This is a genomic window from uncultured Aquimarina sp. (genome assembly GCF_947496855.1).
Taxonomy (GTDB): Bacteria; Bacteroidota; Bacteroidia; order Flavobacteriales; family Flavobacteriaceae; genus Aquimarina.
Window position 1 is genome coordinate 30,614 of the sequence record NZ_CANMED010000009.1, and the last position, 18,464, is coordinate 49,077.

Here is an 18,464-nt window from a genome sequence, read left to right on the forward strand (position 1 = left end):
TTGAGAGCTTTCTGGGCAATAACACTTAAATTTTTATGAGATACTTATAATTCTTTCTAATGGAATAATAGTTGACTGTTTAAGGATTACTTCTTTGTCGGTAATTCCCCAGATAGTAGTTTCTACCTTTTTTAGTCCTTTATCATCAACAAATACAATTTTTACTTTATGCCGTTCTAAGTTGCCGAGAGATAACGCTCTTTGTAATTCTAAAATTCGATCGATTTGATCTTTTCTTTTATTAAGTACATCTTCTTTTGGAAAGGTTAAAAATTTGATTTGCTCTTTTTCAATGGGCTGGATGTTTAGGTTTGGGGACATAAGAAAAAAATTAGGTTAAATTTTGGGGTTAAAATAACTTCTTTAATATCTTAAAGATCTTTAAATATATGTATTTTATCTTGTAAAAACGTATTTCAACGATGTTTTATTGAAAAAAGTTATTAACAAAGTAAGAATAATCTAATTTTTTAAAAAAAGAAAAAGCCAGCTGTAAAATAATATTATTACCGCTAGCTTTTTCTATTCGTGTGTTCAACTCTTCTTTATGTACAATAAATTTATTGCTTTATAATCTTCACTATTTTCGAAGAATTATCTTTTCGGTTTATCTGTAAGAAGTACATACCTGAGGATATATTTCCAGTATGTATAGTTATAGGATCTTCATTGGTGTATTTTTGACTAAAAACTTTTCTTCCGTGAATATCTATTAGGTTAATACTACTTGTCTCTCCGATTGTGTTATAATTAATATTTAATTCTTTATTAAATGGGATAGGATACGCTTTAAAATTTTCTGCAGTATTAAAACCGTAGTCATTAGTACCTAGTGTATTTATAGAAGCAGTCATTTTATCTACATTAAAACTACCTGATTCTACATTAAATCGTAAGATATGTTCACCTTCGGTTAGGGGGATTTCGGTTACTAAGGTATTCTGGAAATTAGACCAACCGCCAGTTGAAGCAAAGTTGATAAGTCCAGAAATGTCGACACCATCAAGTTCTAAACTACCTTCTCCTCCAAAATCGGTATCAGCAGCTGTAGAAAATGTAAAATCATAAGATCCTGAATCGGACACATTTATCGTATACTCTAACCATTCTCCAGGACTTAGCCATCCGATAATTAATGAGCCAGATTCTTCTAATACAATATCTGTAGCATCGCAATCTCTATAAGTGGATCCTCCGTTATTAGATGTATCATCATCTTGATACGCAACACCTTCACCGCCAATATCATAATTTTCAAACTCTATAATACCAGGTATTGTAATAGGTGTTCCATTAAAAGGAGCTTGTGCTACTGTTGCGCCGCCACAGCCTCCATTATCCTCTCCTACGGTGATACCTTGTAATCCATTAAGAAGTCCAGTAAACGAAGGTTTCGGTTGGTAGTTGTTATCATAAATTAAAGCACTACCACAGCCATCAAAAAAACCTGGTACCCATGAAGAAGCATCTGTAAATCCCCATAAAGTTAATCCTGTACATCCATCTTTTGCTAATGCCATTGCAGCTATTCTTTGATAAGAATCCTTTTGTGCTTGTAATTCTTCTTCAGATGCCGGTTGACCATTATTACAAATTCTGATATCCAGTTCGGTAATATTACAAATTAGTCCTAGATCGATTGCAAAATCCATAGTTTGGCTTACTTGATCTGTAAAACTGTCTCCAATCCCGTTTTCAAAATGGCTTTGTAAACCCAGCGCATCAATTGGAATACCTCTTTCTATCATACCTTGTATCATAGTTCTCATAAAAGCATTCTTAGAATTGGGATCTGTATTAAACGTTTCTATAGAGTAATCATTATAAAATAATACAACATCTGGATCAACAGATTTAGCTACAATAAAGCAATGATCAATAAAATCCTGAATATTGCCCACATTGGCATACCAAGTTCCTGAGCGAAACCCAGCACTATTATCATTGATAATTTCATTAAAAACATCCCATTCATCTATTTTTCCTTTAGTATATGTCATTACTGTAGTAATATAGGATTCAGCAAAATCAAATATTTGTTGTTTTGTCCATCCCGCAGCATCATCCCTAAGCCATTGAGGTGCTTGGCTATACCACATCAGGGCATGACCTCTTTTTACGGTAATTCCATTAGCATCTGCAAAATTGATCATACGATCTAGTTTATCAGTATTAATATCTGTCAAAGTAATGTTGAATGGATTATTAGCAGCAGAACCTTTTAGTAGGTTCTCCATTTTATGATCATTCTCAGCAACAATTGAGTTGAACTGTTCTACAATAGTAGTTTGGTATGCACCAGAAGGAGTCGTATTATTACCATTAAAAAAGCTACCATTAACAATGGTACCAATATATTTTCCTGCTGGGACTTCGTCTTTTAACACTTGCCCATTGATACTCCAAGAAGAAATAAGAATAAGTATAAATGAAAAAATGAATGCATTGTTTTTAATGAATAGGTTGATTTGGGAATGTGAATTCATGTTTAAATTTTAGTTTTTTGTGTGAGTTGTAAAATGTTGTTAATTGTGTGGTTAAATTTACAAAAAGTCTATATCCGTTGTTTCTTCATCCAACTAACAATACATAAACTGTTAGGATATTGCGGGTGTTGATATTCTATAAATTGGCAAGAAAAATATGTTAAGATGTATCCGAATTAGGCGCTGATCAAGTATTAGAAGCTAAAAGCGTTTTATTATGAAAAACTTTGAAATACCTTCAATAATTACGAAACCTTTTAAGTAAAAAATGTTTCACTTGATTTGTGGATTAAAAATTGATCACAAGGCTTTATAAAGTAATTCAATCAGAAGCCCATGCTTTAAAATGTGGTTAACTATTTGAAGTAGAGTTTAACGAGTTGTTTTAATATTGTGTAATTCTCTAAATTACTTGTTTTGGATGTAATAAATTAAGTGCATTTCTGATATATTATAAAAGAAGAAGTTTTTATTTCTTCTCAAGAATTAGAGAAATACTACTTAAATATCTAAAAGAGTGTGGTTCATCACTTGTTTACAACTAAAAGACTCTCGGCTTCCATAAATGTCATTCTTTCCTTAAATTTCCAGTCTCAAAAAAACACAGAAAACTTGGAAGAATATTTAGTTGGATTGAATGATGCACAACGAGCTCCTGTATTACAGAAAGATGGAGCTATGATTGTGATTGCAGGTGCGGGTTCTGGAAAAACAAGAGTGCTTACATATAGAATTGCCTATCTTATGAATCAGGGAGTGGATTCATTTAATATTTTATCATTAACATTTACGAATAAAGCAGCGCGAGAAATGAAAAAGCGTATTGCTGATATTGTAGGTGCTAGTGAGGCAAAGAATCTTTGGATGGGAACGTTTCATTCTATTTTTGCCAAAATCTTAAGGATTGAAGCTGACAAATTAGGATATCCTTCTAATTTTACAATATATGATACACAAGATTCTCAGCGATTAATTTCTTCGGTAATTAAGGAGATGGGGTTGGACAAGGATATCTACAAGTATAAACAGGTTCAATCACGTATTTCTTCTTATAAGAATAATTTGATTACTGTAAAAGCATATTTTCAAAATGCTGAATTAGTAGAGGCCGATGCTATGGCAAAAAGACCGCGTATGGGAGAAATCTATCAGCATTATGTTGATCGTTGCTTTAAGGCTGGAGCAATGGATTTTGATGATTTATTACTTAAAACTAATGAGTTATTAAATCGTTTTCCGGAAGTATTGGCTAAATATCAAAATCGTTTTAGATATATTTTAGTAGATGAGTACCAAGATACAAATCATTCTCAGTATCTAATAGTAAAGGCATTATCAGATAAGTTTCAAAATATATGTGTGGTAGGGGATGATGCGCAAAGTATTTATGCCTTCCGTGGAGCGAATATTAATAACATCCTTAATTTTCAAAAGGATTATGAAAATGTACAGCAATATCGCTTAGAACAAAATTACAGATCTACTAAAAATATTGTAGAAGCTGCGAACTCTATTATAGATAAAAATAAAACAAAGCTCGATAAGGTAGTTTGGACGGCTAATGATCCTGGTCCTAAAATTTTCGTAAATCGATTATTAACAGATGGTGATGAAGGGCGATATGTAGCGAGTTCTATTTTTGAGAATCAAATGCAACACCAGTTGACTAATGGTCAGTTTGCTATTCTCTATAGAACAAATGCACAGTCCCGTGCGATGGAGGATGCCCTTCGGAAAAGAGATATTAAATATAGAATTTATGGAGGATTGTCTTTCTATCAAAGAAAGGAGATAAAGGATGTTTTAGCATATCTTAGATTAATCATCAATCCAAAAGATGAAGAAGCACTAAAAAGAGTAATTAATTACCCTGCTCGAGGAATTGGTAGTACTACAATAGATAAACTAGTGGTAGCAGCTAATCATTATGATCGATCTATCTTCGAAATCATTGAAAACCTGGATAGAATTAATCTAAAAATTAATAGCGGAACAAAGACCAGGTTAGAAAACTTCATGAATATGATCAAGAGTTTTCAAGTTACCAATCAAACTTCTGATGCTTTTGTATTATCAGAAATGGTTGCTAAAAACACTGGCTTACTTCAGGAACTTAAAAAAGATGGAACCCCTGAAGGGATCGCTCGTATTGAAAATATAGAGGAGTTATTGAATGGTATTCGAGACTTTGTAGAAGAGCAAAAAGAATTAGCTGATGAGACAGGGTCACTGGCGGAGTTTTTAGAAGATGTAGCATTGGCAACAGATTTAGATCAGGATACAGGGGATGATGATAGAGTAGCTCTGATGACAATACATCTAGCAAAAGGACTAGAATTTCCTTACGTATATATTGTTGGTATGGAGGAAGATTTATTTCCTTCCGGAATGAGTATGAATACCAGATCAGAATTGGAAGAGGAGCGAAGATTATTTTACGTAGCTTTAACCAGAGCAGAGAAACAAGCATACCTGACTTATACACAATCTCGTTATCGATGGGGTAAACTTGTGGATGCAGAACCTAGTCGTTTTATCGAAGAAATAGATCCTCAATACATAGAATATATTACTCCAATTGATACTTACCGCTATAAACCATTAGTAGATACTGATATTTTTGGAGATGTAGATAAAAGCAAATTAAGACTTAAAAAGCCTTTGTCTGGATCACCACCAGTTTCTCATAAACCTTCTGAAGAGCAATTGCGTAAGCTACGTAAACTAAGACCGATTTCTAATGATACTACAAGTACTCCTAAAACGAATCTTTTTGATGGAGATTTAGTGCCTGGAACCATAGTAGAACACATGCGTTTTGGAAAAGGAAAAATTCTTCAGTTAGAAGGTGTAGGTCAAGATAAAAAAGCAGAGATTAACTTTGAAAATGGAGGAATTAAAAAGCTATTACTAAGATTTGCAAAGCTGAAAGTGATCGGGTAAGCTTTATTCAGAATTTTGTTTTCTATGATTACCACTGATGGCTTTTGTTCTCATTGTTATTAGATTAAACATGATTTTTTGGAATATTTTTCTATTATTTATTTAGTAGTAACGACTGATTTTTTGTAATAAATTTTTCGAATATGCTAAATATGGATTTCTAATTTGTATAATTTCAGAAAAACTTGTGTGTTTTTTAAAAGAATATAAAATACTGGTTTTTTAAAATTAGAAATGAATAATACATCAAATTTTACGCTAATTTTTTATCTATTCTTTATTTTTTTAACCTTTTCTAAGTAAATTATCAACACTCAAACGTTTTCGCATAAAATCGATTCTTCGATTATTATATTTTTCCATTTTTTTTTAGAAATATTTATTACAACGTTTGAGTAATTTTCTAAAAAACAAAAAGATTTCTCAAATCGTCTTTTATTAACACACAAACCAAACTTAATTATGAAAAAATTACTCTATTTAGGGGTATTATTGTGCTTATGTATGCCTAAAGTCGGTATTGCACAATCGGAAAGAAATCTCCCTTTCTCTTGGGATAATCTTACGGTTTATTTCCTTATTACGGATCGTTTTAACAACGGTGATACTACTAATGATTCTAATTTTGATCGTTTTCAGGATAGTAGAAATAATGAACTTGATTTCCACGGAGGGGATATTGCAGGAGTTACACAAAAACTTGAGGAAGGATATTTTGATGAGTTAGGGGTTAGTGCTATTTGGGTAACACCAGTAGTAGAAAATAGACACGGGTTCAATAATCCTCCCGCCAATGACCCTGCTTTTAGAGACTATCCTTATCACGGATATCACACGAATGATTGGACAGCTTTTGATCCTAATTTTACTAGTGCCGAAGATTTTGAAAGGTTTATTGATACAGCTCATGATCACGGTATAAGAGTATTACTGGATATCGTTATGAATCATTCAGGATATAGAACTTTTAAGAATGTAAATGGTCAGTTAGAGTTTGTTGATGAAGATTATCCATCGGATTGGGTGAGATTACAATGTGGAACTGATAATGGAGAACTTCCTTGCGATGACCTGACTACACCACTTTTTGGTTTACCGGACGTAAGAACGGAATCATTTAATACAGTAAATCTTCCGCAATGGTTATTAGATAAATGGGATACAGAAGGAAGAAAGCAACAAGAATTAGACGAACTGAATGCGTATTTTGCAAGAACAGGAAAACCAAGAACACCAAGATATTACTTGATCAAATGGTTAACAGATTGGGTTAGAGAATATGGAATTGATGGTTTCCGTGTAGATACAGAACGTCATGTAAGCCCAGATGTTTGGAAAGAACTAAAAGAAGAAGCAGTTCTAGCGTTAAGAGAATGGAAGCAAAATAATCCCACCAAAAAACCGGATGATCTCGATTTTTATATGACGGGAGAAGATTCTTCTCTGAATATTAAGAATGATGCGAATGACCCTTTACCAGAAGATTTTACTATTAGTAAATTCAATAGTATGATCAATTTTCGTTCACCAAAAGAAGCGTATACAGATTTAGCTCAGGAAGAAATATTTAGCTCTTTTGCAGCTAAGCTCAATCAAGATGGAGGATTTAATACTCCTGGAGAGTATAATATGATTAGTTACCTTAGATCTCACGATTTTAGTGAATTCTATACAGGTAATATGTTTGAAGGAGCAGTGAAGTTATTACTATCTCCAGGTGGCGCACAAATTTATTATGGAGACGAATCTGGGCGTCAATTTTTTGATGCTACTACATATGTTGATGCTGGGTATCGTTCTGATATGAACTGGGACTCTATAGATGATGCTATGTTATTACATTGGAGAAAGCTTGGGACGTTTAGAAGAGAACATACCTCTATAGGAGCTGGATCTCATCAGAAATTAAGTGATGCTCCATATATTTTTAAACGGGAATATAATCGTAATGGACAAAATGACAAAGCTTTAGTATTCCAAGGTCAGGATAATGATTTTGCGGGAGCACTAGATGTTTTCGGAATGTGGCCTGATGGAACGTTGCTTAAAGATTACTTTTCTGATGCTACGGCAACAGTGTCTGGAGGAACTGTAACTTTTGGAACTACTTTCGGAATTGTTTTAGTAGGCGAGCCTTTTGATCTTTCGAATTCTGTAACACTTTCTGTAAATCCGCCATCAGGATTTTATACAGATGCTGTAACTGTAGAAATGACTGCGTCTACAACTGCAGAAGGAGCTGCAGTAGATATTTTTTATACGACAGATGGTTCTGATCCTTCAGTTTCCAGTACTCAGTATGTAACTCCTTTCAGTGTAACCACTACAACCTCAATAAAAGCAATAGCTTTTGATTCAGAAGGTAATGAATCCAACATAGTGCCAATAGATTATGTAATAGGTGATGGATCTCCATTTGATGTATATTTCAAAAAACCAGCGAGCTGGTCATCAACTAATATTTATTTGTTTAATCAAAATACAGGCGATGCATTACCAGGACTTCCTGCTTGGCCAGGAGCTGTTATGGATAATGTAGCTGGAACTCCTTGGTTTACATATAACATTGATCAAACGGTACAGGTCGGTATTGTGTTTAATGATAATGGAGGAGATCAAACAGACGATCTAACAAGAATAACAGAAGGTTGGTATGATAACCAATGGTTTGATAGTTGTCCAAGTGACTGCCCTACAGATCAAGAACCTCCAGTATTGACAGTTTTACCAGATTCAGGGACATTTAATGGAAGTGTAGAAGTAAACATGAGTGCTACTAATTCTGGAGTTATATACTATACTTTAGACGGTTCTGATCCAGATGCATCAAGTACATTGTATTCTGGTGCGTTTACAATATCCTCTATTGGCGTTACAGAAGTAAATGCAATAGCTATAAATAGTGTGGGGAATTCTGATGTAATCAACAGAGAGTATGCTATCGAAGATACAATAGGATATACGGTTAACTTTAGAAAACCAGATGGTTGGAATACAGCTTATGTTTATTTATATGATAAAAATACAGATGCTGCAATTCCAGGATTTTCCGCTTGGCCAGGAGTTCAAATGTCGCAATTAAGTACTTCACCTTGGTTTACATATGACATTGATGAATCAGTTGAGGTAGGAATTGTTTTTAGTGATAATGGAGGATCACAGACAGATGATTTATTTAGAACTGCAGATGGATGGTATAATAACGGCTGGACGAGTACTTGTCCAGGAGAATGCCCAGGAATTATTCTTGATACTTCTTATGATGTGTACTTTAAAAAACCTTCTTCTTGGAATACAGCGTTTATTTATATATATGATAAAAATACCAATGCTGCAATCCCAGGAGCTCCGGCTTGGCCTGGTGCAGAGATGAACACTGTTAATGGTTCACCTTGGTACTCTTATGTAATAGATGAATCTGTTGAGGTGGGAATTGTTTTTAATGATAACGGAGGAACACAGACTGATGATGTATTTAGAACAACCAATGGATGGTATGATAACCAATGGTTTGATAATTGCCCAAGTGATTGCTCATCGATAAATGATATAAAAGGTTCTTTTTCTAATAAAGCTCCTGTAAGTGAAGCTTTAGAAGTGATTAAAGCTTGGCCAAATCCTTTTAATCAATCATTGACATTATCTTTTACAGGAAACCTGAAAGATAATCATGTAAGGATAGAAATGTTTGACCTAGCAGGTAAGAGAACGAACACAACGCTTGTAAAGGATATCAAAATGAATACAATAACTATGAATACAGCCAATCTTCCAAAAGGAATTTATCTTCTAAAGATAGTTTCTGATAGAAATGTAAAGGTTATGAAAATGGTTAAGTAAACAATTATTTTGCTGAAGTAAGAAACCTGTTGAGGAAGTGATTATCCTTGGCAGGTTTTTTTTATTTTTGGATTATGCAAAATGACAAAAAAGGGGTTACGTATGTGTTGATTCAATTTATACTGTTTGTGTTGTATGTGCTTCCAATATATGAATTGAGAATTTTTTGCTTTTCATTAATTAGGTATCTATCTTTAATAGTAACAATACTTGGGGGGATCATAATTTTTGGATCAATTTTCCGATTGCGCAATCAATTATCTCCTTTTCCTGCTCCTTTGCAGGATGGAATTTTAATACAGAATGGATTCTTTAGATTTTCCAGGCATCCTATTTATTCTGGAATACTAATAAGTTGTTTCTTTTATGCTTTATATAGTTGTTCTGGATTCAAAATTATAATTTCTATTGGATTACTCATCTTGTTTTATTTTAAAAGCTCTTATGAAGAAAAATTACTTTCAAGAAAATATGTAGAATACAATGAATATAAGAAGAGAGTTGGACGGTTTTTTCCAAAGGTTTTTTGAGAGAGTAACGCTTTCAGTTTCAATTGAGATACCTCTTATTAATTCTATATAAATTATCAATGAAATATTAAGTTATTTTTACTTAAAAATCACAGAAAAGAATCTTAATGCTTGTTGTAAGATGATTTTGTGAATACTTTAATTATTTATAATTATTTGATTATCAATATTTTAATTGGTTTTCTTTCTAAGAATGAAAGTTTGGCACGCGTTTTGAAAATTACTAAACAACTGATCGGGCAATTATAGATATCAGTTAAAAATGTTTATTAATTTAAAAAAGGAAATCATGACAAATTTTATTTCATTTAAAATCAACTGGAACGTTTTAAGAAAGTTTTTACAAGAATTACCAGCGGCTAGTAGCCACGCGATTCACAGATAGACTTTCATAAACCTAAACCCCAACAGAATGTTTACAAAATACTTTTAATGACCGGATATAGATTCTAATTTATGTCCGGTTTTTTCTTTCCATTAATGTTCAATCGAGATAATTCATGTCTGATTTCTTCCCAGCTAACTCGAGAATTTTATGGCTAACCCTTATTTTTTTTGGTAACGAACCATTGCTAGTTGTAGTGGTTTTCAGGGGTGTATTTCCACTGAATATCTGGTTGATTTGGAGTTGTTAGTTTTCTAAATTTGAAATAACCAATACAGAATTATTGTTTATTCTAAGAACTAATTTTAATATTATTAAATGTTTAGTTAAAGAGTAGGGATTTGTTTTTGTAAATGGGTACACAAATTAATTTTAAAACTCAACAATGGCACTTCAATCTAATATTCAATTGTTTATTGGTGGAGTTTCTATAAAGGCATTTAAGGAACTTACACTTAAGCAAGAAATTGACAATCATCACACGCTCGAGATATTATGTCGTAGAGACGTTTTAGAAAAAATTTCTGATCTAAACGAGGAAAAAAGCAACGACTTTTTAGGGCAGACTATTATTCTTTCTATAACATCCTTAGATACTTTAGATATCTATAAAGAGCTGAAATTTAATGGCGTAGTCACAGAAGTAAAGGTGACTAATGGTTTTCATCAATCTATGGGAGATTCCATTTTGATTAAAGCTAAGAGTAATTCAATACTAACCGATGATGGTCCACACTATGCATCTTTTAGTGATAAAAATTTAGAATCAATTCTTACCAGTGTTTTTCAAAAGTATGATCGTTCAAAGCTAAGTACCACAGTATCTACAAGGTCTAATGATGATTTGCATTATTGTGTTCAAAATGGAGAAAGTAGTTTTGAGTTTGCAAGTAGGTTATCCGCCCAATATGGAGAGTGGTTTTATTACGATGGAGAGAGTTTAGTGTTTGGGAGACCTTTAGATTCGGAAGAAACTACATTAACGTATGGTTTTGATTTACAAGAATTCTCTAGAAGTTTACATCCAAGATCTAATAGCTATTCTTTTTTTACAAATGATTATTTGAATAATGAAAAGCACGAGGTTACCACTTCAGAAATTGCTAGTTCAATAAACGGGCATAATGGATACGCTTCCAATAAAAGCAAAGACATGTTTCCTCATAAAACTCAGGTTTTTCTAAATACATATAATGATACACAAACGAAGCAAAGACTCAGTAATCTAGTAAAAGAACAAAAAAAAGCTGAAGAAATTAAACAAGTAGTTATTACAGGTAAGAGTGATAACCCAGGAGTTAGTTTAGGAAAAAAAGTAAAAATAAAGGAGAAGAATAATGATCAAGGTATTTATAGAATTACTAAAATAAAGCATGCAGCAACGGAAAATGGTAAGTACGTAAACCATTTTGAAGGAATCGCAGTAGATCAAGATGTATATCCTAATACGAATATTTTTAAGACTCCTAAAAGTGAAACTCAAGTGGCAACTGTTACTGCTAATGATGATCCCGATGGTATTGGTAGAATAAAAGTTCAGTTAGATTGGCAAAAACCGTTAGGAGTTTATACTCCTTGGCTTCGGGTAATGACTCCACATTCTGGTGGAGATAAAGGATTTCATTTTATTCCGGAAGTAGGCGAAGAAGTACTTATTGGGTTTGAGGGAGGAAATGCAGAAAGGCCTTTTGTTATGGGAGCACTTTATAATGGTTCTTCAAATCCAGCCGAATGGAAAACAGACAAGAATAATGTGAAGGCAATAAGAACCAGAAGTGGTCATACTATTGAGCTTAACGATACGGATAAAGCAGAATTTATTACGATTAAAGATAAAAATGAAAATCTAATTCATATAGATACAGCCAATAACAACATTACGATCACTGCATTAGAGACGATGACGCTAAATGCAAAGAATTTTGAAATGAATGTTCAAGAAGATGCTAATTTTAATATAGGTAGAGATACTACGATTTATACCGAAAATAATTTTAATACCTCTTCATCTAATCATACAAATACTGTGGAAAATAAAATGAAAACTACCATAGGAGGTGATTTAATTCAGAATAGTGGTAATGCAGAAATCCAAAGTAAAAGAAATATGAAGATTGCATGTGGAGCAACGGCTTCTTTTCAAGGAGGCGGAAATGTAAAAATCAGTAAAGGCTAAACGTATCTTAATAACACACAACTCAATGATTCCAAGTAAATATACATTTAGAACAAAAGAAATTCAACTAAATATTCCAAGAGAAGGAACACATAAGTATTTGATAGAGAGCACAAATTTCATCAATTATTCAGGAGAGATACGCTGTTCGCATAGGAAAGAAGTCTCTTTTTCGATTCAATATAATGAAGATCAACCTTATGTCCGTTTTGTTCAAATTGAAATCGAAAATGATAGTTTTCAGTTCTCTGATGGGTCCTTTGCAATGCAAGATATTATAAAAAGAACGGCTTCAGTTTATAAAAAACTTAATTTACGAGTATCTTATCAAGGAGCGATAGTAGCGATAGATAATATAGAAGAATTACAAGGAAACTGGAATGAAGTAAAAATGTATTTTAGAAGCAAGTATAAAGGAAATCAAGTACAACGCTTTATTTTAAAAACTGACGCTATATTAAATTCAGAAGAAGAGACTATTAAAGATATCTCTCTATATCATAATTTTGGAGGATTAATAAAATCAATGTATCAGAAATATAGTTCTGACTCATGTAGCAGCACATCCCAGTGTTTGTCTACAAAGTATGGCAAAATTACTACTAATGAAGACGTTTTATTACAATCGGCAAAAGAAACAGAAGATATTCAGTTGCAATTACAGTCACATTATCCCAAAAATAAAGAATATGTTTCAGTAAACGGAACTTATAATTTCAAAGGTATACTCGAGTCCTGGTTACAAAGAGCTGTAATTTCTAGTATAGAAAAATATGGCAGACAAGAATATCATAATACGGTTAGTATAATTCAACTATAATAATGGCTGGACAATTTGTAAAAAATGGGGCTACCTTAAAATGCCCTTTATGTTCTGGTAGTGGTACATTGGTAGTATCACATACAGAGGTTCAGTTACAAGATACACCTTGTGCAACAAATGGAGATAGGAGTAAATCAAATCTAGTTTTTGGAGGAGTTTGTAAAAAATGGAGAAAAAGTCCACCGCCTTGCGCAAGCGTAATTGCACCGACTCAATGGAAGGGAGTGGCAACAGATGTAGAAATTGATGGAGAATTTATGTTAGTAGAAGACTCCACGATTACTTGCAGTACTGGAAGCGTCGATATTGGTATTGATGATACCGCTCAGATGGATGTTCCTACAGATTTACCAGATACCGAGAATGCCGTATTAAAACAGTTTTTGGTGAATGTAAGAAGACCGGATGATTACAAAGGAGAATATGGATTTGATTGGTTGCGTGATGAGTATATCTACCCAATAGAAACTATAGGGTATGATAATGCCGGATCTCCTTTTTCTGGACCTTTGAACCAACAATTACCGCTATGTAAAAATGTAGACGATCTAAAGAACGAATATAAAACAAAAGATGTAGTGAATCCTATCACTCCTTATGGAGTCGAGTATTATCCAGCATGGTTATCCATTTTTCCTGATGCTTCATATAACGGAGTGAATCAGGTCGAGTTAAATATAGAAATAGAAGAGATAGAACCATTGGTTGGTGATGCAACTGAAATTATTTTTGAATCCGCTAATGATTCGCTTATAGTCACTCCATCGCAAATAAGCTTAAGTGAACTTTTAGGAGAAAAGCAAACTAAGGATTTAGGTGTTACGACAAAAGAGTTTTACGTAACTGAAAAAATGATCACTGTAAAATGTGAAGGGAATGCTCTGGAAAATCACGAAGAAATTAAAATTTATGCAGAGTTAGATGGAGAAAAAGAAGAAGTAGGTAAACTGATGGTCTATAATAATAGTGCTATTGCTAATGCTAATGTTATAGCAGTGAATGTTATTATAGATGGAAATCCTGCAATTTTGAATTCTAATTATAAGACAGCTATTAAATATGAATCTACAGTTCAGTCCTTAATACATACAGAAGTTATTGATGATGGTTTTAATATTGATAGTTTACCTGATACCGATCCAGATGTAAAAAAGTTTAAAGATGATTTTATCACGAAAAATTTGGATATAGGACCTCAATTTGATTCGGTAAATGGATTTTTAAATGATTTGGTTAGGTTATACGATAAATATGGACATTATAAACCCGTAACTGGTATCGAAGAATTTGGCCATAATAAAACGTTCTTGTTTTATACAAATGTTACAGGAATTCTAGAAAGACAAGGCCTACCTCCTATACAATGGAGAGGACTTGCCAGCGCAGATCAAACAGATATATCCAATGTAAAATGGGGAAATGCATGTATTATTTTTGGAGGCGGATTGTCAGAAATTCATAATGTTCCTCACGAAATAGGGCATTCTTTTTCATTACCGCATTCTTTTGAAGAAGAATTTAACACGCCTTTATTTTTCTATAGAGGATTTACAGATAACTATATGGATTATCCAACTCAATTCGAACCAGATCTTAACAAGGAGCCATTAGATAATAGATTTAGAGGTAATATGCATTCTTTCTTTAAATGGCAATGGGATATTATGAGAGAAGATAAAAGTTTGGTTTACGAGAATACTGATATAGAATAAAAATTTTAGACAAAATACTTTTAAAACTTATGAATTATGTCTGGACAATTTGTGAAAAACGGAGCTACTTTAAGTTGTCCGCTCTGTTCTAGTGATGGAGTACTTATTGTATCACATACCGAAGTACAATTACAAGATACCCCTTGTGCCACTAATGGCGACAAGAGTAAGACTAATCTCGTTTTTGGAGGCGTTTGTAAGAAATGGAGAAAAAGTCCACCGCCTTGTGCAAGTGTGATTGCTCCAACTCAATGGAAAGGAGTGGCCACCAATCTGGAAATTGATGGAGAGTTTATGTTGTTAGAAGACTCTACAATTACTTGTAGTACGGGAGGAGTCGATATTGCTATAGAAGATACAGCACAGACGGATGTTCCCACGGATTTACCAGAATCCATGTTACAAGATGTAGAAGTACCGTTTTATGTAGAGCGTTATAGAATACCTGGATTAAATGAAGATGGAAATGCAATAGCAAATGATATGGCATATGGTTTTGGAGAACCTAGCACTTTGATATATTCAGAAGAAGAAATACAAACTTATTCGCAGCAATATGAACAAGCCGGGTTTAATAATGCTGATCATATAAAATTTGCTAACGGAGATAGGATCACTGACAAAGCAATATATAAGACTGAAGAAATAACTGAATTACGACCTATCTTATTTAATCTTACTAGGTTGAATTTTGATTTTATGCTCTTTGATGATTTTAGAATCATGGCTTATCAACTTTCTTCTGGAGCATTAAGAGAAAATATAGCATCCATGATCGATAAATTTCAAAATAACGAAGGAGGTATTTATGAAAATAACGATCTAAATCAGGCAGCTATTGAAAGCTCTGCAACAAAACGGTTTTGTGAGGCTTTAGAAAATGATATCACGCAAAGAATACAAAATAGAGGAGGAAATATTTCAGCAGCAGAAGATACATCTATAAGATGGCAAAGAAGACAAGGTGCTTCTCCTTCGTTTGCTAGAGGAGAAGATAACAATCTTTTTAGAGGGTTAACTATTGCAGTGAATGATATTTGGAGTTATGAGGTAAGTATCATTGAATATACTAGAAAAGGAAATGGCTATGATATTAAGTATGAAGTGATTTATTGGGATCATTTTGGACTAGATCTACCCGATATGCAAAAATTTTACTCGCTAGGAGCTGGATTTAGAGGCTGGTTTTTCTTACAACATGTGAGAGGCTACAAACCCTTTTTGACAAAGATTACTTTTGAAAAAGAGTTTTTTGTACCTACTTCTTAATTCGTAAACACGGTTTGAAAAATTTATGGAACACAGAACAAAATAGCTAAAGCTTTAAAAAAACATCTATTAAGTTTTTATAGATAAAGAAATTTAATATTAAATCATAAGAAATTATGGGTGAACATATTCAAGAAGCAATTAATGCAGCACGACAATTGATAGAGGCTCGTTCTAAAAGAATTGAAGAACTGAATAGGAATTGGGCTGATTATACAAATCAAACAACTTTTGCTACGAATGAAGCAGAAGAAGCTCTGCAGGATGCTTATTTTGCTGAGAGAAAAGAAGAAGAAATACCAATAGAGGGTGCTACAGTAGAAGTTAGAAGAGAAACATACGTTGCAAGTCCGGGGTATTATATTTCTACTTTTGCCACAGAGCACGGTGTTGATGATTGGAGAGATCTAGCCGATGCTAATAAGGATGTTTTACCTGATCCCAATAATCCACCAGCAGAGGTAGAATTGATAATTCCAAATTCAGAAGAAGTCCCGACAGAAATAGTTGTAAGTTATGTGCCAGTCAAGTCAATAACTTTGGGCAGTGATACTTATATTGTAGCAAAAGGTTTTGCATTACAAGGTAAAGAAGCAACAATTCAGGTTTTTGAAAAAAGTCCTTTTTTATTGATGGAAGCTGAAGATATTCCTTTGACATTTTTAGAATATGGATCTTTGGATCCAGAAGGAGATGACTTGATCAATGAAAACCAAACAGAATTTAAAGCTCAATTTAATGATCAGGGAGAAGCAATTGTAAAAATACAACTAAGACCAAAAAAGGAAGATCCAGATACAGTTTATTTAGAATGGCAGGAGAAATTTATACCCAAAGAACCCGAAGAAGGAATGACATTGCCGCCTCCGACTCAAGAAGAAATACAAATAATTGAGCCAGAACAACCATTAACTTTCGGAAATGGTACTCCTGGAGAAGATGTATTATCTCCTACGAATCAATCAGCGAATTTTCCTCTTCCTGGGGCAAAACCGTCATTACCTCCAATTATAGATTTTTTATGGTTAAAAGTAGAAGTAGCTGGAGATAATGGCACTTATGAAAGACGTTTTCCTGAAGAAAGAGGAGAATATTTTAGATTAGAAGTTAATAAACGTGCTCCTTGGATGGAAATTGCTATTAGAGAAGCAAAAAAGGCGAGAGGCATAGTAGAAGGAATAGAACCAATGTATACTATGGCCAAAAATTACTTGCGTTTTGTAGGAAATCCTTTTGAACCAACAAGTTCGAGAAATGGACCCTGGTGTGCTGCTTTTATGAATTGGTGTATGGAAGAAAGTGGTTATAATTATGCATTAAGCGCTAGTTCTTTAGCCCCAATCCATGAAAATTTTGATAAAAATTTCAAACAAATAAAAGTGCCTGTTTATGGATGCATAGTAGTATATGCGAACATTAGTCAATGGAGAGGTCATACAGGTTTTTTATTTGGAATGGCAACTAATGGCGATTACATCCTTTTAGGAGGAAATCAAGATAATTCTATAAAACTAGCTCCTTACGGAGAATCAATAGGAAGTAAAAGACTTTATGGATTTTATGTCCCAGCTGACTATGAGTTAGGGTTCAATGATCAATTAACGGATAATGACAGAAATATAGACATTTCAAGAATACATACGGAATGGGGGATAATCCCGTCTGAAGATAAACAGGAGGTAGAATGATTATGAAAAATAAATTATACTTGTTTTATTTTTTGATCATAAAATTGTTAGTTAGTTCCTGCACTAACGTAACTATTAATTCGATCATCAGTGAAAAAAGGACAATAAAAAAAGGAAGTATTAAAAATTATCAAAGCTGTATTAAATTTTCAGATAGCTTAAAGGTTAATGAATTTGTTGTTAATTATATTAATCATATTTATAGTAATGATCTAATCGCTTTATCTGAAAAGAATAGTTATCCTTTAAAATTTATAGGTTCTAAAGTTGATAGTAAAGAAGAGTTTTTATTAAAATTCAAAAACTCAAAATTTAACCTTAATTCCATATTCAATATTGAAGTGTTTAATGAAAAAGATATCTTAATAGATTCTATAAGCTCTAAAAATACCGAAATTCTTTATAAAGATGATTTAAAAAACAAAAACTGTAAGGAAGTATTTATAGGCTTTAAAACTGGGTTATACTTAAAAATTAATAAGAGTAATAGTAAATATAAAATAATGGTAATAGATTTTGCTGGGTAAATAACTTTCATAAACTTGAATTAGCTCATTTATATGAAAGAGGAGATATTTATTAAAGAACAAAATACTAAATAAAAAAATATTT

Annotated in this window: 11 protein-coding genes; 9 read left to right on the plus strand and 2 right to left on the minus strand. The window is 32.9% G+C overall.

Going from position 1 to position 18,464, the window contains the following annotated elements; genetic code table 11:
- Positions 1-33 precede the first annotated feature (33 nt).
- Together Q0921_RS23730 and Q0921_RS23735 are read right to left on the minus strand one after the other, a co-directional pair.
- Positions 34-321 (minus strand): hypothetical protein, encoded by a 288-nt coding sequence (locus Q0921_RS23730; protein WP_299261466.1) that lies wholly within the window; start codon positions 319-321, stop codon positions 34-36.
- Positions 322-560: 239 nt separating this feature from the next.
- On the minus strand, positions 561-2,486 hold the full coding sequence (locus tag Q0921_RS23735; protein ID WP_299261468.1) for a family 1 glycosylhydrolase: 1,926 nt from the start codon (positions 2,484-2,486) through the stop codon (positions 561-563).
- A gap of 612 nt (positions 2,487-3,098) precedes the next feature.
- Here Q0921_RS23735 and Q0921_RS23740 point away from each other — a divergent pair.
- The 9 genes from Q0921_RS23740 to Q0921_RS23780 all read left to right on the plus strand — a co-directional run bounded on the left by Q0921_RS23740 (position 3,099) and on the right by Q0921_RS23780 (position 18,379).
- Positions 3,099-5,429 carry an ATP-dependent helicase gene (locus Q0921_RS23740; protein WP_299261470.1) on the plus strand — a complete coding sequence of 777 codons (2,331 nt, stop codon included), beginning with the start codon at positions 3,099-3,101 and terminating at the stop codon, positions 5,427-5,429.
- 462 nt (positions 5,430-5,891) lie between these two features.
- Positions 5,892-9,269: a starch-binding protein gene (locus Q0921_RS23745; RefSeq protein ID WP_299261472.1), complete on the plus strand. Its 3,378-nt coding sequence runs from the start codon at positions 5,892-5,894 to the stop codon at positions 9,267-9,269.
- Between the two features lie 74 nt (positions 9,270-9,343).
- A complete protein-coding gene (locus tag Q0921_RS23750; protein ID WP_299261474.1) occupies positions 9,344-9,799 on the plus strand; it encodes a methyltransferase in 456 nt (151 codons plus the stop codon).
- Positions 9,800-10,569: 770 nt separating this feature from the next.
- Entirely contained in the window at positions 10,570-12,360 is a 1,791-nt protein-coding gene (locus Q0921_RS23755) for a type VI secretion system Vgr family protein (RefSeq protein ID WP_299261476.1), read from the plus strand.
- 25 nt (positions 12,361-12,385) lie between these two features.
- A complete protein-coding gene (locus Q0921_RS23760) occupies positions 12,386-13,180 on the plus strand; it encodes a hypothetical protein (RefSeq protein WP_299261478.1) in 795 nt (264 codons plus the stop codon).
- Positions 13,181-13,182: 2 nt separating this feature from the next.
- The gene (locus Q0921_RS23765; protein WP_299261480.1) at positions 13,183-14,895 is read left to right on the plus strand and encodes a DUF4280 domain-containing protein; all 1,713 of its coding nucleotides are present in this window, start codon (positions 13,183-13,185) and stop codon (positions 14,893-14,895) included.
- A 36-nt stretch (positions 14,896-14,931) separates the two neighbouring features.
- Positions 14,932-16,164 (plus strand): DUF3289 family protein, encoded by a 1,233-nt coding sequence (locus Q0921_RS23770; protein WP_299261482.1) that lies wholly within the window; start codon positions 14,932-14,934, stop codon positions 16,162-16,164.
- A gap of 116 nt (positions 16,165-16,280) precedes the next feature.
- Positions 16,281-17,852 carry a TIGR02594 family protein gene (locus Q0921_RS23775; RefSeq protein ID WP_299261484.1) on the plus strand — a complete coding sequence of 524 codons (1,572 nt, stop codon included), beginning with the start codon at positions 16,281-16,283 and terminating at the stop codon, positions 17,850-17,852.
- A 2-nt stretch (positions 17,853-17,854) separates the two neighbouring features.
- A complete protein-coding gene (locus Q0921_RS23780) occupies positions 17,855-18,379 on the plus strand; it encodes a hypothetical protein (RefSeq protein ID WP_299261486.1) in 525 nt (174 codons plus the stop codon).
- Positions 18,380-18,464: the final 85 nt, after the last annotated feature.